Here is an 18,135-nt window from a genome sequence, read left to right on the forward strand (position 1 = left end):
GGAGCCCGACAATAGTGCGGCCGGGCGCGATGCCGGTTGCGGGGGTGGGATTGCCTCGGACCGGCCGCGGGGACGGTGCTGCCGGGGTCCGGGACACGCTCGGGACGGGGATTCCACCAGGCGTACGGGCGGGGCGTGTTGGCATTCCGGGGCAGACGCGGAACCGTCCCCCGCGGAACCGGCCGGGGCGGTAGGGCGATCCAAGGAGGAGCAGCCAGTGCAGTTGCGCAACGTCGAACTCGTCGATGTCGATGCGTACGTCAGGATGCGGTGCGATCCCGTCATGATGGCCGACCTCGGCGGACCGCTTCCGCGCGAAGGCATGGAGGACAAGGTCCGGCGAGACGTCCACAGGGCGGCCGCGGATCTCGACTGGATCAAGATGATCGTCCCCGACCCGGCCGCGCCCGACGTCGTGGCGGGAACGGTGACCCTGTGGTCCCACGACTCCGAGGACGGGCCGGTGTCGGAGATCGGATGGATGGTCCTGCCGGAACACCAGGGGCGTGGACTGGGCAAACGTGCCGTCCGCACCCTGCTCGCACAGGCACGGGACGAGGACCGTTGGGGCCTCGTGCACGCGTTTCCCGCACGGAGCAATGGCGCGTCGAACGGCATCTGCCGCTCCCTCGGCTTCCGGTTCCTCGGCGAACGCGACGTGACGTTCGCGGACCGCGTCCTGCCGACCAACCACTGGGCCGTCGATCCCCGCACCATGCAGGCTCAGGCGTCCTAGGCGTCCTAGGCGTCCTAGGCGTCCTAGCCGGCCGGGGCGTCGGATGGCGGCGGCAGGGTGTCCAGGGCGGCCGACAGGCGTTCCAGGACGCGGACCGTTTCGGCGAAGCCGTCCTCGCCGAGGGCCTCCGTGAGGCGGGCGGCCAGGGACGCGTGGCCCGGGCCGATCCGGGCGACGGCGGCGCGGCCGGCATCCGTGGGGCGCAGCAGCTTCGCCCGGCGGTGGGCCGGGTTCGGGACGTACTCGGCGAGGCCCTTGTCGGCCAGCAGATCGGCGATGCGCTGCACGCTCTGCCGGGTGATGCCCATGGCCCGGGCGATGCCGGCGACGGGGAGCGGCTCGCGCAGTACGGCTCCGAGCACCTGCCACCAGGCTGCGGTCAGTCCCGCCGGGCGGGCCAGCTCCTCCGAGACGGAGAGGAGCTGGCCGTTGAGCCGGAACACCCCGAGGGCGGTGCGGCTCAGGAGGTCCTGCCGGGTGCGGAGGGGGAGGGGGTTCTCCCGCGATCCCCTGCCGCGCGCCGCCGGGGCCGCGCCGGCGGCCTCCGGGAGTTCCCCGGCGGACGGCTGCGGCGGCTCCGTACCCCGGGGGCGCGGTGCGGGCCGGTCAGGCATGGTTCGGGTCCGCCGCCATCAGGACCGGGTACGCGCTCGCGTCCGAGTCGTGGAACAGGCGGTACCAGGCGTCGAGCACGTGCGGCTCGTACACCCCGAGGCGGGCGAAGACCTCGCGGGCGAACGCCACCGGTTCCGTGGGGCCCGCCGTGATCAGGTCGCCGTCGGTGACCGCGTCGGCCTCGACGTAGCGCTCGGCGCCCCCGTAGCCCGGCTGGCCGCCGAGGTAGAAGGGGGCCGCGCTGGTGTGCGTACGTCCGTCCAGGACTCCGGCGCGCGCCAGGCCGGCCGTGGCTCCGCAGATCGCGGCGACCGGGACGCCCGCCGCCAGGAACTCCTCCCCCTTCGCCGCGAAGGGGGCCAGCTCGTCGCCCGTGTCCCACAGTCCAGCGCCGGTCAGGATGAGGAGGGCGGAGTCCTCGGGGCGCAGGTCCGCCAGGGCCAGGTCGGGCTGGATGCGGAGGCCGCCCATCGTGGTGACGGGCCCTCCGGCGGCGATGCCGACCGTGCGGACCTCGTAGCCGTGCTGGGTCAGGTGCGCCGTGGTGTGGCCCGTCTCCCAGTCGGCGTACGTGTCGTACACCGCCACGTGAACCGTGGGGCGGGACTCCGCCTGGGCCCCCGCCTGGGACTCCGTCCGGGTCTGCGCCTGGTTCTGCGTCTCCGCCTGCGTCTTCGTCTCGCTCATCGTGCTCGCCCTCTGGTGTCGCCGTCGCCGTGCGTCTGGTGTCTCCCTCTATGACAGTAGGCTGCCATGATGACAGCTTGCTGTCAATCCTTCCCCAGACAGACTGCCGAGACCCGCCCCCCACCCGCATACAGACCGCCGATATCCCTCCCCACCTGCACACTTCTACGGTTGCGGCCATGACCCCTCACGTCACCTCGGGCGCCACCGTCAAGGCCGCCGACCGCGCTCACGTCTTCCACTCCTGGTCCGCCCAGGCCCTGATCGACCCGCTCGCCGTGGCCAAAGCCGAGGGGTCGCACTTCTGGGACTACGGCGGCAAGCGCTACCTCGACTTCGCCTCCCAGCTGGTCAACACCAACATCGGTCACCAGCACCCCAAGGTCGTCGCCGCCATCCAGGAGCAGGCCGCCAGGCTCTGCACCCTGGCCCCCGGTTTCGCCGTGGACGTCCGCTCCGAGGCCGCACGCCTCATCGCGCAGCGGACCCCCGGCGACCTCGACAAGATCTTCTTCACCAACGGCGGCGCCGAGGCCGTGGAGAACGCCGTCCGCATGGCCCGGCTGCACACCGGCCGGCAGAAGGTGATGTCCACCTACCGCTCGTACCACGGCGCCACTTCTGCCGCGATCAACCTGACCGGCGACCCGCGCCGCTGGCCCTCGGACACGGCCGCCGCCGGCGTCGTGCACTTCTGGGGACCGTTCCTCTACCGCTCGCCCTTCCACGCGACGACCGAGGCCGAGGAGTGCGCCCGCGCCCTCACCCACCTCGCGGACACCATCGCCTTCGAGGGCCCGGCGACGATCGCCGCGATCATCCTGGAGTCGGTCCCCGGCACGGCCGGGATCATGACCCCGCCCCCCGGCTACCTGGCCGGCGTGCGCGAGCTCTGCGACCGCTACGGGATCGTCTTCATCCTGGACGAGGTCATGTCGGGCTTCGGCCGGACCGGCAAGTGGTTCGCCGCCGAGCACTTCGACGTCACCCCGGACCTGATCACCTTCGCCAAGGGCGTCAACAGCGGCTACGTCCCGCTCGGCGGCGTCGCGATCTCCGGCGCGATCGCCGAGACCTTCGCCACGCGCCCCTACCCGGGCGGGCTGACCTACTCCGGTCACCCCCTCGCCTGCGCCGCCGCCGTCGCGACGATGAACGCCATGGAGGAGGAGGGCATCGTCGAGCACTCCGCCCACCTCGGCGAGAACGTGATCGGCCCGGCCCTCGCCGAGATCGCGGAGCGCCACCCCTCGGTCGGGGAGGTGCGCGGTCTGGGCACCTTCTGGGCCCTGGAACTCGTACGGGACAAGGAGACGCGCGAGCCGCTCGTCCCCTACAACGCCGCGGGCGCCGACAACGCGCCGATGGCCGAGTTCGCTGCGGCCTGCAAGGCGTCCGGGCTGTGGCCGTTCGTCAACATGAACCGCACCCACGTCGTCCCCCCGTGCAACATCACGGAAGCGGACGCGAAGGAGGGCCTGGCCCTGCTGGACGACGCGCTGACCGTCGCCGACCGGCACGTTTCGGCCTGACCGAGCTCTGGTCGACGCCTGACCGGGCTTCACCGGGCCTGACGGGCAACCCCCGGGACCGAGGCCGGGGGTGGGTCCCGGACGGGCCGCGGGCAGCCTGTGAACAGGCTCCGAGCAGCGAGGACGACCCTGCGCGGGTGTTCTGGGAGGGGCCCGCGCAGGGTCAAATGATCAAGACGAGAAGAGAGGGCCGTCCGGATAACGGGCACTAAATCCACATACCGGCCACAAACCGATCGGTTTCGGCCGTGCTGCCTGGCCTAAGGTGTCCGAAGCCCACAGATGGAGACGGACCCCTATGCCAGGCAGCGGCGCTGTCACCCGCAACACACTTCGCCAGCAGATCGCGGACGCGCTGCGTGACGAGGTGCTCGCGGGGCGCCTGGCGGCCGGCAGCGAGTTCACCGTCAAACAGATCGCCGAGCAGTACGAAGTCTCGGCGACCCCCGTGCGCGAGGCGCTCGTCGATCTCTCCGCCCAAGGCCTGCTCGACTCCGTCCAGCACCGAGGCTTCCGCGTCCGAGTCTTCACCGTGGACGATTTCCGGGGCATGATCGAGGCTCGTACGTTGATCGTGGAAGGCATCTTCCGCAGGCTCGTGGAACGCGGCACCGCCCCCGGCTCCGGGGAACGGCTGGTCTCGGTGCGCCGCCGCGCGGAGGAGGCGCAGCGGGCAGCGCTGAACGGCTCGCTCGACGTGCTGATCGGCTATGACCTGCGCTTCTGGAGGGAGCTGAGCGGGCTGGTCGGCAACATCTACATCTCCGAATTCCTGCACCGGATCCGGGTGCAGTGCTGGGTATTCGCCGTGCCCTACCTGAAGGCGGAGCCGGACCGGCGCTTCGAGCTGTGGGCCGGCCACAACGAACTGATGGACGCGGTGACCCGCGCGGACGCCGAGGAGGTACGACGCCTCGTGCACGCGTACAACCAGCACGGACTCGACTGGGCCGCGGGCCTGAAGGTGGCCGGAGCATGAGCGGCGAGGGCGCAGTGAGCGCCGACCAGGAGAAGCAGGCCCCCACGGCCCCCGCGGCCCCGACGACCCCCGCCGGTGCGCGCTGGCTCGGTGCCGTCGGGCTGTCCGTCGTCGTCCCCGTCCCCGGTCCCGTACCGGAGCAGACCCTCACCACCCTGCGCGCGCACCTCGACGCCCACTGCGGCACGGGGCCCGGCGCCTGGGAACTCATCGTGGTCACCGGCGACGCCGCTGCCCCGCCGCCGGCCGCCGCCGCGGAACCCCGGATCCGGCTGATCCGCCTCGGCGAAGGCGCCGACAGCACTGACACCGGCGGCACCGGCAAGGGCGCCGCCCTCCGCGCCGGAGTGCTCGCCTCCGCCGGCGACCGGGTGCTCCTCACCGACGCCGCGCTCAGCACCCCGCTCGACGAGCTGGCCCGCCTTGAAGAACTCCTGGCCCCGGCCACGGACGGCACGGACGGCACAGACGCCACGCACGGCACGGACGCCGACGCACTCCCCGCCGTGGTCCTCGGCCGCTCCCGCGGCCGCCTGGTCCGCACCCTCGGCATCCCCGGCATACCGGGATTCCGTGCCGACACCTGCGCCTTCGCCCTCTTCGACGGCGACCGGGCCCGCGCCGCCTTCGGCGCCTCGACCATCGACGGACCGGCCATCGACGCCGAGGTCCTGCGCTGGGTCCGCCGCCAGGGCTGGCACGTGGCCGAGGTCGAACTCCCGCGCTCCCCGGCCCCTGCCAAGGCCGCGGTTCAGGTGCCGGCCCCGGCCCCGCGCCCCGATCGCCGCCGCGCCCTAGGCGACCTGTTCCGCCTCAACGCCGGCGGCCTCGCCGTGGCCGCCGCCTTCATCGCGCTCTCCCTCTACGTCTTCCAGGGCCTGTGGGCGGACCTCGACGGCGCCTACCTCGCGGACGCGCTCCAGGACCAGAACCAGTGGGAGTGGTTCGTCGGCGTCACCACCGACAACATCACCCACTTCCGCAACCCGCTCTTCACCCTCTCCCAGGGCATGCCCGACGGCGTGAACCTGATGGCCAACGCCACGATGCTCGGCCTGAACGTCCCGCTGATCCCGGTCACGCTGCTGTTCGGCGAGACCGTCACCTTCGCGCTGGTCCTCACGCTCGGCATGGCCGCCAGCGCCTGGACCTGGTACTGGCTGATCCGCCGCCGGTTCGTGCGCAGCCGCTGGGCTGCCGCCGCGGGCGGGGCGCTCGCCGCCTTCGCGCCGCCGATGGTCTCGCACGCCAACGGCCATCCGAACTTCGTCGTCCTCTTCATGATCCCGCTGATCATCGACCGGGCCCTGCGCCTGTGCGAGACCCGTGACGGTCGCAGTGTGACGCGTGACGGGGTACTCCTCGGGCTCTTCGCGACGTACCAGATCTTCATCGGCGAGGAGCCGCTGCTGATCGCCGCGCTGGGCATGCTGGTCTTCTGCCTGGCCTACCTCCTCGTCGCCCCCCGCCGCGCCCTCGCCGCCGCGCGGCCGCTGGGCTCCGGCCTGGTCGTGGCGCTCGGCGTGTGCCTGCCGCTGGTGGCCGTCCCGCTGTACTGGCAGTTCTTCGGCCCGCAGAGCTACCACTCGGTCCTGCACGGGGACAACGCCGGGAACAGCCCGCGCGCCCTGATCGAGTTCGCCGCCCGCTCCCTCTTCGGCGACCCCGAGACGGCCGGCAAGCTCTCCCTGAACACCACCGAGCAGAACGCCTTCTACGGTTGGCCCCTGCTCGCCTTCGGCGTGGCCGTGTGCGTGTGGCTGTGGCGGGGCAGGGCCGTACGGGCCCTCGCGATCACCGGCTTCACCGCGCTCCTGCTGTCCCTCGGGCCGTGGGTGCCCGTACCCCGCACGGAGATCGTGCTGCCGGGCCCCTGGCGCCTGATGATCAAGCTGCCGCTCTTCGAGTCGGTGATCGAGGGGCGCGTGGCGATGGTGTGCGCGCCCATCCTGGGCATCCTGCTCGCCCTCGCGCTCGACCGGATCCTGCGGCTGCGCTCGCGCGAGCTGCGCACGCTGGGCCTGCTGGGGGCGGCGGCCGCGCTGATCCCGGTCCTGCCACTGCCGCTGACCGTACGGGACCGCGCGCCGGTGCCCGCCTTCATCACCTCCGGGGACTGGAAGGGCTACGTCAAGGACGGGGAGGCACTCGTTCCGGTACCGCTGCCGGACCCGGGCCAGGCGGACGCGCTGCACTGGCAGGTGGAGGCGGACTTCGGCTTCCGGCTGGCCGGCGGCTACTTCAACGGCCCGTGGGGACCCGACCGGATCGGCATCTACGGGGCCACCCCGCGGCACCTCTCGAACCTCCTGCGCGACGTCCGCTACGGCGCCGAGCCGCCCGTGGTCGACGCCGGCTGGCGGACGCAGGCCCGCCAGGACCTGGAGTACTGGAAGGCCGGTGCGGTGGTCCTGCCCCGCCAGGACCGGGACGCGGAGCTGCGGGGACTGATCACCGGGCTGCTGGGCCGGGAGCCGGAGCAGGTGCGCGACGTGTGGGTCTGGAGGGTGGGTCCGGGGGAGCCGTAGACGCGGATCCTGCGCCGGTCCGGCGCCGGTCCGGCCCGCATGGGGCCCGGATCCGGCCCGGGTCCGGCGCGGTTCGCGGCCCAAGGTTCTGCTCACCCCTTCGCTGAGCGTGTCCGGCGCACTACGCTGGCCCGATCGGCGACAACGACTGATCGGAGGCCGAGTGGCCTGTGACCTGTGGCTGGTCCCCCTTGTCGACGTGCTGTGCCACAGCCCCGACAACCCCTTCGCGGAAGAGATCGCCTCGTACGACAAGGCGCTGAGTGAGGCCGGACTGCCGTCCGTGCCGGTGTTCGCGTACATGCCGGGGCTTTCCGGGGACGTCGCCCCGGTGGCCGGTTTCGACTACGACGCCCTGCACTTCCTGCGGCGGGCGTACCTGCTCCAGATCTGCGGGCTGCCGGTGACACCGGTGGACGAGCTGGGCGGGGACTACGAGCAACTGCTGGAGATGTTCGAGCCGACGGCCCAGCAGTCGCACCTGGTGTGGCACTACGACCACGCGGGGGCCTACGTCCCCGTGGACTTCGCGTACCCGCTGGCCAACGAGGAGCTGCTGGCCGGTGGCGGGCCCCTGGGGTCCGCGCAGGGCCTGCTGCGAGAGCTGGCGCTGGTGGCTCCCGCGATCGGGATAGACCCCCGCAACCCGCCGCTCGCTCCGGCGCCCCCGAGGCGGCCGACGTCGCTGGAGGAGCCCGCCGGGCCGATCCCGTACGACGACAGCCCCTTCGCGCGGGAGCGGCACGTATGGCTGGGCCTGCACGCGGCTGCGACCAGGAGCCTCGGTCAGGGCTCGATGATCATCTTCAGCTGACGCGGACGATCGGTACGGAACGGGGCCGGCGCCGCCGCGCGGAGCCGGCCCCGCCCCGTCAGCGCGGCTGCTCCGGCGGCCGCTGGCGGGGCATGTTCGGGCGGGTGCCCGGCGGGAGCGGGAAGCGGGTCGGCGGGACGTACGCGTCCGAGCGGGATCCGCCCGCGCCCAGGGAGTGCATGACCAGCGGGGCCGGGCCGGAGCTGAACTCGACCATCCACTCCGCGGTCTCCGACCGTACGAGCTCGGTCACGTCCTCCGAGAACCGGCGCAGCACGGTCAGACATCGCTCCGCGGCCTCGCTGGCGGTGCCCTCGGTGGGGCCCAGGATCTCGCGCACGTTCTCCGTGGCCCAGTCGAACTGCAGGGTCTGCAGTCGCCGCTGCACGGCCTGCGCCGTGGCCACGTCCCGCATCCAGCCCGAGGTCAGGCCGAAGAACCGGTCGCAGGCCAGGCAGGCCGCGCCCAGGAGCAGCGCGAGATAGCCGTACGAGGCCGCCCCGGGCACCGAGCCGGTCAGCTCCAGCAGTGGCATCGCGGCGCCCGTGACCGCGCCGACGGCGGCCCCGATCCGCAGGATCCGCGCCCCCCGGCGCTTCCACGCCCGGTCCGACAGGTACCACTCGGCGGTGCGCAGCGCGTCGGCCTCGACCCGTCGGTAGAGCTCGTCGAGCCGCTCCGCGGGCTCGCCCCAGTCCCCGAGAGGGAACGGCCGGCCGGTAAGGTCGCCGTCCTCAGCGGGATCCCGGGGTGGCCCCTCGGGCTGCATCTCCGGCTGACTCACCCGGGCACTCCCTCTGCCTGCGCTGAACGTGTGGTGGTGCGCGTGTGCGCAATGGTGCGCATGCTCTTCCTACCTTCGAATGAGACGCGGTGGGCGACGATTCCCGGGATTTCCGCCCGCAAGGGGGGCGTCATCAGGTACGCGCACGCCCCGTCTCTCACTCGAAAGAGTTGGTCCTCACGGCGTAGGGCGCGGCGCCCGGGGAGCACGTAGGCTCGGATTGACCAAGCCGCCGGCGCTTGGCCCGACGCTACGGAGTGAGTGACCTGTGATTCCCGGTGGTGGTCAGCCCAACATGCAGCAGCTGCTCCAGCAGGCCCAGAAGATGCAGCAGGACCTTGCCGTGGCGCAGGAGGAGCTGGCGCAGGCCGAGGTCGAGGGCCAGGCCGGCGGCGGCCTGGTGAAGGCGACCGTCACCGGTTCCGGTGAACTGCGCGCGCTGGTGATCGACCCGAAGGCCGTGGACCCCGAGGACACCGAGACGCTCGCGGACCTGGTGGTCGCGGCGGTCCAGGCGGCCAACGAGAACGCGCAGACGCTCCAGCAGCAGAAGCTGGGCCCGCTGGCCCAGGGCCTGGGCGGCGGCAGCGGCATCCCCGGCCTTCCGTTCTAGAACCCGGCCGGCCCCTCCCCGCTACGAACCCCGTTACGAACGTCAGAACCGAAAGAAGGCATTCCGTTGTACGAAGGCGTGGTCCAGGACCTGATCGACGAACTGGGCAGGCTGCCCGGCGTCGGGCCCAAGAGCGCGCAGCGGATCGCCTTCCACATCCTGCAGGCCGAGCCCACCGATGTCCGCCGCCTCGCGCACGCGCTGCTGGAGGTCAAGGACAAGGTCCGGTTCTGCGCGGTGTGCGGGAACGTGGCTCAGGAGGAGCGGTGCAACATCTGCCGCGATCCGCGCCGCGATCTGACGGTCATCTGTGTGGTCGAGGAGTCGAAGGACGTCGTCGCGATCGAGCGGACCCGCGAGTTCCGGGGCCGGTACCACGTCCTCGGCGGGGCGATCAGCCCGATCGAGGGCGTCGGCCCGGACGATCTGCGCATCCGGGAGCTGCTGGCGCGGCTCGCGGACGGTTCGGTCACCGAGCTGATCATCGCGACCGACCCGAACCTGGAGGGCGAGGCGACCGCCACCTACCTCGCCCGCATGATGAAGCCCATGGGCCTGAAGGTCACCCGCCTGGCCAGCGGACTCCCCGTCGGGGGAGATCTGGAGTACGCGGACGAGGTCACGCTCGGGCGGGCCTTTGAAGGAAGGCGACTTCTCGATGTCTGACGCAACGCTGCACGCCCTGGGACAGGATCCGGACGACTTCGCGGCTTCGATCGCGGATCAGATCGAGTCCTTCATCGTCGCGGTCACCGAGGTGGCCAAGGGCGAGGACCCGGACAGCGCGGTGCCCTTCCTCCTCCTGGAGGTGTCCCAGCTGCTGCTGGCGGGCGGCCGGCTCGGTGCCTACCAGGACGTCCTGCCCGACGAACGCTACGAGCCCGACCTGGGCCCGGAGCCGGACGTGGACGACCTGCGCGAGCGGTTCGCGGTGATGCTGGAGCCGGTCGACGTCTACTCGGAGGTCTTCGACCCCTACGAGCCGCGCAAGGCCCCGGTCCCGCACCGGATCTCCGACGACCTGGCGGACGTGGTCGCCGACCTGCGGCACGGCCTCATCCACCACCAGTCGGGCCGGATCACCGAGGCGCTGTGGTGGTGGCAGTTCTCGTACTTCACCAACTGGGGACCGACGGCGTCGGCCACGCTGCGCGCCCTCCAGTCGCTGATCGCACACGTCCGCCTCGATCAGCCGCTGGCCGCCCTGGACGGGCTGGACACGGACGAGGACCTCGCGGAGGACGAGCTCGCGGAGGTGGCCGGGCAGGTCATGGCCGAGGAGCTCGGCGGTCTCGGTCGGAAGTAAAAGCCCCGGTGAGGGAACTTGTGCTGTGATCTTTTCGTCTCATGATGTGGTACGAGGCGGTCGTATCGCGGCCGCTCGTTAGACTGCACCAGCAATGAGACGGACTGAGCGAGGAGCGCACGTGGGCCTTGTCGTGCAGAAGTACGGAGGCTCCTCCGTAGCCGATGCCGAAGGCATCAAGCGTGTTGCCAAGCGGATCGTGGATGCCAAGAAGAACGGCCACCAAGTGGTCGTCGTGGTTTCCGCGATGGGCGACACGACGGACGAGCTGATCGATCTCGCCGAGCAGGTGTCCCCGATGCCTGCCGGACGCGAATTCGACATGCTGCTGACCGCCGGAGAGCGGATCGCCATGGCCCTGCTGGCCATGGCGATCAAAAACCTGGGCCACGAGGCCCAGTCGTTCACCGGTAGCCAGGCAGGCGTCATCACCGACTCGGTCCACAACAAAGCGCGCATCATCGATGTCACGCCGGGCCGTATCCGCACCGCGCTGGACGAGGGCAACATCGCCATCGTCGCCGGCTTCCAGGGTGTGTCGGCAGACAGCAAGGACATCACCACCCTCGGCAGGGGCGGCTCGGACACGACCGCCGTCGCGCTCGCCGCGGCGCTGGACGCCGAGGTCTGCGAGATCTACACCGACGTCGACGGCGTCTTCACCGCGGATCCCCGCGTCGTGAAGAGGGCCAAGAAGATCGACTGGATCAACTCCGAGGACATGCTGGAGCTCGCGGCCTCCGGCTCCAAGGTGCTGCTGCACCGCTGCGTCGAGTACGCGCGCCGCTACAACATCCCGATCCACGTCCGCTCGTCCTTCTCGGGACTGCCGGGCACCTGGGTCAGCAACGAGAATCCGCAAGGGGACGAGCCGGTGGAGCACGCCATCATCTCCGGAGTCGCTCACGACGTCTCCGAAGCCAAGATCACGGTCGTCGGCGTCCCGGACAAGCCGGGTGAGGCCGCGGCCATCTTCCGCGCCATCGCGGACGCCGAGATCAACATCGACATGATCGTGCAGAACGTGTCCGCCGCCTCCACGGGTCTGACGGACATCTCCTTCACCCTCCCCAAGGCCGAGGGCCACAAGGCCATCGACGCCCTGGAGAAGGCGAAGGCCACCATCGGCTTCGAGTCCCTGCGCTACGACGACCAGATCGGCAAGATCTCCCTGGTCGGCGCGGGCATGAAGACCAACCCGGGCGTCACCGCCTCGTTCTTCCAGGCGCTGTCCGACGCGGGCGTCAACATCGAGCTCATCTCCACCTCGGAGATCCGCATCTCGGTCGTGACCCGCCAGGACGACGTCAACGAGGCCGTCCGCGCCGTGCACACGGCCTTCGGACTCGACAACGACAGCGGCGACGAAGCCGTCGTCTACGGAGGCACCGGACGTTGAACACGCCCGCGGCCCGGTCCGCCCCGGCTCCGGCACTCGCCGTGGTCGGGGCGACCGGCGCCGTCGGCGCCGTTCTGCTCCAGATGCTGTCCCAGCGGGCCGACGTCTGGGGCGACGTACGCCTGATCGCCTCCTCGCGCTCGGCCGGCCGCAGGCTGACCGTGCGCGGTACGGAGACCGAGGTGCTCGCCCTCACCGAAGACGCCTTCGACGGCATCGGCGCGGGCGACATCGCGCTCTTCCTGACCCCGGCCGAGGTCTCGGCCCGGTGGGCCCCCGTCGTCACCGCGCGCGGGGCCGTCGTGGTGGACCAGTCCGCGGCCTTCCGCGAGGACCCCGACGTACCGCTCGTGGTGCCCGAGGTGAACGGGCACGCGGCCCGGATCCGGCCGCGCGGGATCGTCGCCGGACCCGACTGCGTGACCGCCGCGATGATCGCGGCGCTGGGCGCGCTGCACGCCGAGTACGCACTGGCCGAGCTGGCCGTCTCCACCTACCAGGCCGCGAGCGCGGCCGGCCGGGCCGGCTCGGAGGCACTGCGCCGCCAGCTGTCCCTCGTCGCCGGCAGCTCCCTGGGGGAGCACCCCGGGGACGTGCGCCGGGCCGTGGGTGAGGACATCGGGCCCTTCGCGGGTCCGCTCGCGCTCAACGTGGTGCCGTGGTCCGGTGAGCTGCGCGAGGACGGCTGGTCCTCGCACGAGCTGGCCGTACGGGCGCAAGTGCGCCGGATCCTGGACCTGGCGGAGCTGCCGGTGTCCGTGACCTGCGTACAGGTACCCGTACTGACCGGCCACTCACTGACCGTACGGGCCCGGTTCGAGGGCGCCGTCGAGGCGGCGCACGCCCGGGAGATCCTGGAATCGGCGCCCGGGGTGGTCCTCGTGGACGACCCGGCCGCGGGGGAGTTCCCGACCCCTTCGGACGCCGCGGGAACGGATCCGGCCTGGGTGGGGCGGGTGCGGCGCTCGCTCGACGACCTGCGTGCGCTGGAGTTCTTCGTCTGCGCGGACAACCTCCGTCAGGGTGCTGCGCTCAATGCCACACAAACTGCGGAGCTCATCGCGGCTGATTTTGGCTCTTTCACTTTGTAGGATCATCGTTAATCCCTTGATCGAGTGGATGGCCCGACGGCTGTCGTCGTACGACGATGCGCGTCCGGGTGAGCGGCTACGCAAGAAGACGATGAGAATCCCGCCGATGAATCTGCCGTGCGCGTACAACCCTGACGGGGGGACGCGTGTCCAACTGGCGTGGCAGAAGCATTGCTCGAACTCCCCGTCGTCCCGGCGCGCACCGGGCCGCTCCCGATCCCGTCGCGCCTGCGCTCCCGCACGCCCGGCGGGTTCCCGGTGATCGTTCCCGTCCCGCCCGCCGCGACGGCGTCCGGGGCCCCCGTGCTGCCCGGGGTGCCCACCGCGCCCGGCGCCCGCGCGTCCGCACCGGCCAAGGAAGGCCGGGTCCCCGGGCCGCGCGACAGCGCTGAGACGGCCGAAAAGGCCGAGGTGACCGAGGTGGCCGAGGTGGCCGAAGCGGTCGAGGCGACCGCAGTGGCCGAAGCGGCCCCGGTGGCCGAAGTGGTCGCGGGGACCACCGTCGACCACCTCACCGAGACCTACCAGGCCCACTACCGCTCGCTGCTGGGCCTCGCCGCGCTGCTCCTCGACGACACCGCCTCCTGCGAGGACGTCGTCCAGGAGGCCTTCATCCGCGTCCACGCGGCCCGCAACAAGGTCCGGGACCGGGAAAAGACGCTGGCCTACCTGCGCCAGACCGTCGTCAACCTTTCGCGCTCCGCCCTGCGCCGCCGCATCCTCGGCCTGAAGCTTCTGTCGAAGCCGATGCCGGACATGGCGAGCGCCGAGGAAGGCGCGTACGAACTGCTGGAACGGGACGATCTCATCAAGGCGATGCGCGGGCTCCAGCGACGCCAGCGCGAGGTGCTGTCGTTGCGCTACTTCTCTGACATGACGGAAAGCCAGGTCGCCGAGGTCCTCGGCATATCGCTCGGTTCGGTCAAGGCGTACGGATCGCGGGGCATTGCCGCGCTGCGGGTGGCGATGGAGGCTGCGCAAGCATGAACCAGGACCGTAAGACGAACGAGGACGAGGGCCTGCCAGGCCTGCCCGACCCGTCCGGCGAATCCCCCTCCGGAGGCCCGGAGGCCCTGCTGGAACTCGTGGTCGGCACGCCGGGCACGCCGGGCAAGCCGGGCAAGCCGGGCAAGCCGGGCGCGGCCGAACCTGCCGGTTCCCCGGCCGAACCCCTTGCCTCCGGTCCCGTGGACGAGGAAGACGCGCTGCGCGATCTGTTCCACGGGGCCGTCCTGAGGCTCGAACCCTCCGGTGACGCGCTGGAGCGGCTGCGGCGAGCGGTCCCCGCGCGCCGGGTCCGCAACCGGCGGATCCTCGTCGCCGCGGCTGCGGCCGTGGTGGTGCTGGGCGGCTCGGTCCCGATCGGCCTGTACGTGACCTCCGCCGTGGGCGGGAACTCCGACCGTTCTCTCACGGCGGGCCACGGCCAGACGGGCGGAAACTCGTCGGACGGGTCCGACCTGCAGCAGAACGGCTCCGGCAAGCGTCCGAAGCCCAAGCGGTCCTCCGGCAAGGACAAGGACGGCAAGGACGGCAAGGACAAGGACGCGGAGAACGGCGGCGCCAGCGCCTCGCCGACCTCGCCCGACGGCAGCTTCCCGAGCACCGGCGGTACGGACGTCACCCCGCCCCGCTCCCCCTCCACCCCCGGCACCGTCGGCGGCGGTCCGAACCCGCCGCCCCCGTCCTCGGACGCGCCCACCTGCACCCGGAGCCAGGTCGGCGTGGAGGGCAGCACCCGGGCCCCGTCGGCCGGCGGCAAGGTCTACGGCAGTTTCAAGGTCACCAACGTGTCCTCGCGCGGCTGTACCGTCCGCGGCCCGGAGACGCTGACGGCGGTCCCGGCGAGCGACGGCGGAGCCGCGGTGGCGGTCGTCAGCCACGTCACGGGCGATCCGGCGACCGGGCTGCTGCCCGACCCGTCGGTGGAGACCGAGCGGATGGTGCTCGCGCCGAACGCGTCGTACGAGGTCCGCTTCGCGTGGGTGCCGCCGGAGGGCGGCTGCCCCGGGGCGAACGGCTCCGGAGACGCGGAGACGCCGGAGGGCGGCTCCGGGGACACCACGGATGCCGAGCCGGGCACCGACACGGGCCAGACCCAGGCGGAGAATCCGCCGCTCGGTGCCGTGGTCTCCCACACGCCCAGCGTGTCGGGCGCGGACGGCCCGGCGACGCAGACGACCATCGCCGAGGCGTGCGGAGGAACGGTCTACCGGACGGGCGTCATCCCGGTCGGGTAGACCGGGGCGCGAGCAGGCGCAGGGGCACGGCCCGGGGTGCGACCAGGGTCACGGCCCGGGGCGAAGTCCCGGACGCTACGCCGAGCCGGCCCCGGCCGGGGCCGGCTCCGCCGCAGGGGTCTGGGCCCCGTCGAGGAGGCCCGCCTCCGCGTCGCGCAGGGTCTCCACCTCGCGCCGGTACAGGCGGAACCACATGAAGAGCACGAACGCGGCGAAGACGAACCACTCGCCGGTGTAGCCGAGGTTCTGGAAGGCCTTCAGGTCCAGCCCGGTGTTGGCCGGAGCCTGCGCCGGTACCGGGGTCATCCCGTCGGCGGGGCTCTGCACGGTCAGCCAGGCGTCGTAGAGGCCGTACGGCACGATGTTGACGAGCGAGGCGGCTCCGATGACGCCGAGCTGCCCGGCCGGCAGCCCGCCCGCGGAGTGGACGCCCTTGCTGGTGGAGTTCTCCGAGGCCTGGAGCGCGCCCGTCACCTCGACCCGGCCGGCCGGCGGGGCCGGGGCCCGGCCCGCGTCGGCGGCTCCGGGCAGCCAGCCGCGGACCACGGGCACGGCCTTGCCGGTGTCGGTCTTGAGCAGGGTCAGGACGTAGAAGCCGGACTTCCCGTCGAGCCGCCGCTCGGGGACGAGGAGCTGGTCGGCGTACTCCCCGGAGACCGAGGCGAGCCGTCCGGAGGTCCGCTTGTCCACCGGGAGCAGCGACTCCAGCGGCGCGGCCGCCTGGTCGGCGGGGCGTGCGCTGTTCGCCTCCTTGTGGGTGTCGACGCGGTCCTCGAACCGGCCGAGCTGCCAGGTCCCCATGAACAGGCAGAAGGGGACGCCGAGCGCGACGAAGACGTTGATCCCCCACCAGCGCGGGGTCAGGAGAAACCGGTGCACCCCACCACCGTACGGGGGGTGCACCGGCTCACCGGTGCCGGGGCCGCCGCGGGGGATGCCGCGGGGCCCGGCGCGGGCCTAGTCCGGGCCTAGCGCGGCAGGTGCTTCAGCGCGAAGTCGATCTCCATCCGGACCTGCTTGATCCGCTCCTCCACGACGAGCGAGCCGTGCCCGGCGTCGTAGCGGTACACCTCGTGCTCCGCCCCGCGCGCCGCCAGCCGGTCCACGTAGTTCTCGATCTGCTGGATGGGGCAGCGCGGGTCGTTGAGGCCGGCCGCGATGTGCACGGGCGCCTTCACCGCGTCCACGTACGTCAGCGGGGAGGAGGCCTCGAAGCGCTCCGGGACCTCCTCCGGGGTGCCGCCGAAGAGGGTGCGGTCCAGGGACTTCAGCGCCTCCATCTCGTCGTGGTACGCCGTCACGTAGTCGGCGACCGGTACGGCCGCCAGCCCCACCGCCCAGGCCTCGGGCCGGGTGCCGAGGCCCAGCAGCGTCAGGTAGCCGCCCCAGGAGCCGCCGGACAGCACCAGGCGCGCCGGGTCCGCGAGCCCGGAGTCCACCGCCCACTCCCGTACGGCTTCGACGTCCTCCAGCTCGATCAGGCCGATCCGGTGCTTGAGGGCGTCGGTCCACTCGCGTCCGTAGCCGGTCGAACCGCGGTAGTTGACCCGCACGACGGCGAAACCGTGGTCGAGCCAGGCCGCCGGGGTCGCGGCGAAGGCGTCGCTGTCGTGCCAGGTGGGCCCGCCGTGGATCTCGAAGATCGTGGGGAAGGGGCCCTCGCCGTGGCCGACGGGCCGCTGGGCGAGCGCGTGGATCCGCCCGCCCGGCCCTTCCACCCACACGTCCTCGACCGGTACGGAGCCCGGCGGGCGGAAACCGGGCGGGTCGAGCACGACCCCGCCCGCGGTCGAGCGGATGACGGAGGGCTCGGCCGCGGAGGACCACTGGTACTCCACCGACCCGTCGGGCCGCGCCGTCGCCCCCGACACCGTCCCCGGCGGCGTGTCCAGCCGTACGAGTTCCCGCGCGGCCAGGTCGAAGCGGAACAGCTCGCTGCGCGCCTCGTAGCCGTGCTCGATCAGCAGCGCGGACCCGTCGGGGTACCACTCGGCGCCGACGTCGCCCGGCAGGTCGACGGCCAGCCCCTCCTCGGTGCCCGCGGCCACGTCCCACACCATCGGCTCCCACCGGCCGCGCCGCTGGTGGCCGACGAGCAGCCGGGTGTCCCCGGCGACGGGCGCGAAGCCGAGCACCATGAGGCCAAGCTCCTCCGTGCCGCCCTTGGAGTCGTCCAGCTCGGCCACCGCCTCGCCGTCCAGGGTGATCACGCGCAGGGCCGAGTGCATCGCGTCGCCGTGCTCGGTGTGTTCGACGGCGAGCAGGGTCCCGTCCCGGGACAGGTCGCCGACACCGGCCGATTCGCGGTGCCGGTAGACGACGGCCGGCTCCGACCCGTCGGGCCGGACCACGTGGATGGTGGTCCCGTCCTCGTCGGTGGAGCGTCCCACGACGGCCGTCCCGTCCCGTCCGATGGCCAGCCCGGCGGGGTACGAGGCCTCCAGCCCGGGGGTGGCCGGCTCGTCGGGGCCGCCCGCGAAGGGCTGGCGGACCCAGGTGCCGAACTCGTCGCCGTCGGTGTCGGAGAACCACCAGACCCATGCGCCGTCGGGGGAGAGGGTGCCGTCGGTGGTCCCGTTGGGCCGGGCGGTGGCCTGCCGCTGGGCGCCGGTGGCACGGTCCCAGGCGTACAGCTCGTAGGTCCCGGTGGCGTTGGAGACGAAGAGCGAGCGGTCGGGCGCGTCCTCGGCCCACTCGGGCAGTCCCACGCGCGGGGCCCGGAAGCGCTTCTCCCAGTCGGGCACGGCGGCGCCGTTCGTGGCGGCTTCGTTGGTGTCGGCGGTGTCGGCGGTGGCGTCAGTCATGCACCCC

General features: G+C 72.3%; 17 protein-coding genes. 12 read left to right on the forward strand and 5 right to left on the reverse strand.

Going from position 1 to position 18,135, the window contains the following annotated elements:
- Positions 1-217 precede the first annotated feature (217 nt).
- On the forward strand, positions 218-736 hold the full coding sequence (locus ACODT5_RS39580) for a GNAT family N-acetyltransferase (protein ID WP_422523833.1): 519 nt from the start codon (positions 218-220) through the stop codon (positions 734-736).
- 23 nt (positions 737-759) lie between these two features.
- On the opposite strand, the gene ACODT5_RS39585 is transcribed toward ACODT5_RS39580, so the two are convergent.
- A complete protein-coding gene (locus ACODT5_RS39585) occupies positions 760-1,350 on the reverse strand; it encodes a MarR family winged helix-turn-helix transcriptional regulator (protein WP_422523834.1) in 591 nt (196 codons plus the stop codon).
- Positions 1,343-2,038 carry a type 1 glutamine amidotransferase family protein gene (locus tag ACODT5_RS39590; protein ID WP_422523835.1) on the reverse strand — a complete coding sequence of 232 codons (696 nt, stop codon included), beginning with the start codon at positions 2,036-2,038 and terminating at the stop codon, positions 1,343-1,345. The genes ACODT5_RS39585 and ACODT5_RS39590 overlap by 8 nt, the downstream gene beginning before the upstream one ends.
- Before the next feature lie 179 nt (positions 2,039-2,217).
- On the opposite strand from ACODT5_RS39590, the gene ACODT5_RS39595 reads away from it, so the two are divergent.
- From ACODT5_RS39595 to ACODT5_RS39610, 4 genes are all read left to right on the forward strand, one after another.
- On the forward strand, positions 2,218-3,570 hold the full coding sequence (locus ACODT5_RS39595) for an aspartate aminotransferase family protein (RefSeq protein WP_422523836.1): 1,353 nt from the start codon (positions 2,218-2,220) through the stop codon (positions 3,568-3,570).
- Between the two features lie 298 nt (positions 3,571-3,868).
- Complete coding sequence (locus ACODT5_RS39600) at positions 3,869-4,549, forward strand: GntR family transcriptional regulator (protein WP_422523837.1); 681 nt, start codon at positions 3,869-3,871, stop codon at positions 4,547-4,549.
- Positions 4,546-7,077 carry a glycosyltransferase family protein gene (locus tag ACODT5_RS39605; protein WP_422523838.1) on the forward strand — a complete coding sequence of 844 codons (2,532 nt, stop codon included), beginning with the start codon at positions 4,546-4,548 and terminating at the stop codon, positions 7,075-7,077. Before ACODT5_RS39600 ends, ACODT5_RS39605 begins: the two co-directional genes overlap by 4 nt.
- A gap of 163 nt (positions 7,078-7,240) precedes the next feature.
- The gene (locus tag ACODT5_RS39610) at positions 7,241-7,891 is read left to right on the forward strand and encodes a hypothetical protein (protein WP_422523839.1); all 651 of its coding nucleotides are present in this window, start codon (positions 7,241-7,243) and stop codon (positions 7,889-7,891) included.
- A 58-nt stretch (positions 7,892-7,949) separates the two neighbouring features.
- Here the strand turns inward: ACODT5_RS39610 and ACODT5_RS39615 are convergent, their stop codons facing one another.
- Complete coding sequence (locus ACODT5_RS39615) at positions 7,950-8,675, reverse strand: SLATT domain-containing protein (RefSeq protein WP_422523840.1); 726 nt, start codon at positions 8,673-8,675, stop codon at positions 7,950-7,952.
- 268 nt (positions 8,676-8,943) lie between these two features.
- On the opposite strand from ACODT5_RS39615, the gene ACODT5_RS39620 reads away from it, so the two are divergent.
- The 7 genes from ACODT5_RS39620 (at position 8,944) to ACODT5_RS39650 (ending at position 15,324) form a co-directional block, all read left to right on the forward strand.
- Entirely contained in the window at positions 8,944-9,288 is a 345-nt protein-coding gene (locus ACODT5_RS39620) for a YbaB/EbfC family nucleoid-associated protein (protein WP_422523841.1), read from the forward strand.
- A gap of 66 nt (positions 9,289-9,354) precedes the next feature.
- Positions 9,355-9,954, forward strand: coding sequence for a recombination mediator RecR (gene recR, locus ACODT5_RS39625; RefSeq protein ID WP_243330636.1), 600 nt, complete (start codon positions 9,355-9,357; stop codon positions 9,952-9,954).
- Positions 9,947-10,594, forward strand: coding sequence for a DUF5063 domain-containing protein (locus ACODT5_RS39630; protein WP_385367328.1), 648 nt, complete (start codon positions 9,947-9,949; stop codon positions 10,592-10,594). Before recR ends, ACODT5_RS39630 begins: the two co-directional genes overlap by 8 nt.
- Positions 10,595-10,715: 121 nt before the next feature.
- A complete protein-coding gene (locus ACODT5_RS39635; protein ID WP_422523842.1) occupies positions 10,716-11,993 on the forward strand; it encodes an aspartate kinase in 1,278 nt (425 codons plus the stop codon).
- Complete coding sequence (locus ACODT5_RS39640) at positions 11,990-13,084, forward strand: aspartate-semialdehyde dehydrogenase (RefSeq protein ID WP_422523843.1); 1,095 nt, start codon at positions 11,990-11,992, stop codon at positions 13,082-13,084. The genes ACODT5_RS39635 and ACODT5_RS39640 overlap by 4 nt, the downstream gene beginning before the upstream one ends.
- A 429-nt stretch (positions 13,085-13,513) precedes the next feature.
- Positions 13,514-14,071 carry a SigE family RNA polymerase sigma factor gene (locus tag ACODT5_RS39645; RefSeq protein WP_422525169.1) on the forward strand — a complete coding sequence of 186 codons (558 nt, stop codon included), beginning with the start codon at positions 13,514-13,516 and terminating at the stop codon, positions 14,069-14,071.
- Positions 14,068-15,324 carry a hypothetical protein gene (locus ACODT5_RS39650; RefSeq protein ID WP_422523844.1) on the forward strand — a complete coding sequence of 419 codons (1,257 nt, stop codon included), beginning with the start codon at positions 14,068-14,070 and terminating at the stop codon, positions 15,322-15,324. Before ACODT5_RS39645 ends, ACODT5_RS39650 begins: the two co-directional genes overlap by 4 nt.
- A 75-nt stretch (positions 15,325-15,399) precedes the next feature.
- Here ACODT5_RS39650 and ACODT5_RS39655 read toward each other — a convergent pair whose 3' ends face one another.
- Positions 15,400-16,203 (reverse strand): SURF1 family protein, encoded by an 804-nt coding sequence (locus ACODT5_RS39655; protein WP_422523845.1) that lies wholly within the window; start codon positions 16,201-16,203, stop codon positions 15,400-15,402.
- Between the two features lie 89 nt (positions 16,204-16,292).
- Positions 16,293-18,128, reverse strand: a complete 1,836-nt coding sequence (locus tag ACODT5_RS39660) for a S9 family peptidase (protein WP_422523846.1) — start codon at positions 18,126-18,128, stop codon at positions 16,293-16,295.
- Positions 18,129-18,135 lie beyond the last annotated feature (7 nt).

Origin of the sequence: Streptomyces tatrensis, assembly GCF_049310065.1 — a bacterium.
GTDB lineage: Bacteria > Actinomycetota > Actinomycetes > Streptomycetales > Streptomycetaceae > Streptomyces.

Coding starts and splice junctions, on each gene's coding strand:
- ACODT5_RS39585 (WP_422523834.1), bottom strand. CDS start 1,350: ATGCCTGACCGGCCCGCACCGCGCCCCCGGGGTACGGAGCCGCCGCAG.
- ACODT5_RS39590 (WP_422523835.1), bottom strand. CDS start 2,038: ATGAGCGAGACGAAGACGCAGGCGGAGACGCAGAACCAGGCGCAGACC.
- ACODT5_RS39595 (WP_422523836.1), top strand. CDS start 2,218: ATGACCCCTCACGTCACCTCGGGCGCCACCGTCAAGGCCGCCGACCGC.
- ACODT5_RS39600 (WP_422523837.1), top strand. CDS start 3,869: ATGCCAGGCAGCGGCGCTGTCACCCGCAACACACTTCGCCAGCAGATC.
- ACODT5_RS39605 (WP_422523838.1), top strand. CDS start 4,546: ATGAGCGGCGAGGGCGCAGTGAGCGCCGACCAGGAGAAGCAGGCCCCC.
- ACODT5_RS39630 (WP_385367328.1), top strand. CDS start 9,947: ATGTCTGACGCAACGCTGCACGCCCTGGGACAGGATCCGGACGACTTC.
- ACODT5_RS39650 (WP_422523844.1), top strand. CDS start 14,068: ATGAACCAGGACCGTAAGACGAACGAGGACGAGGGCCTGCCAGGCCTG.
- ACODT5_RS39660 (WP_422523846.1), bottom strand. CDS start 18,128: ATGACTGACGCCACCGCCGACACCGCCGACACCAACGAAGCCGCCACG.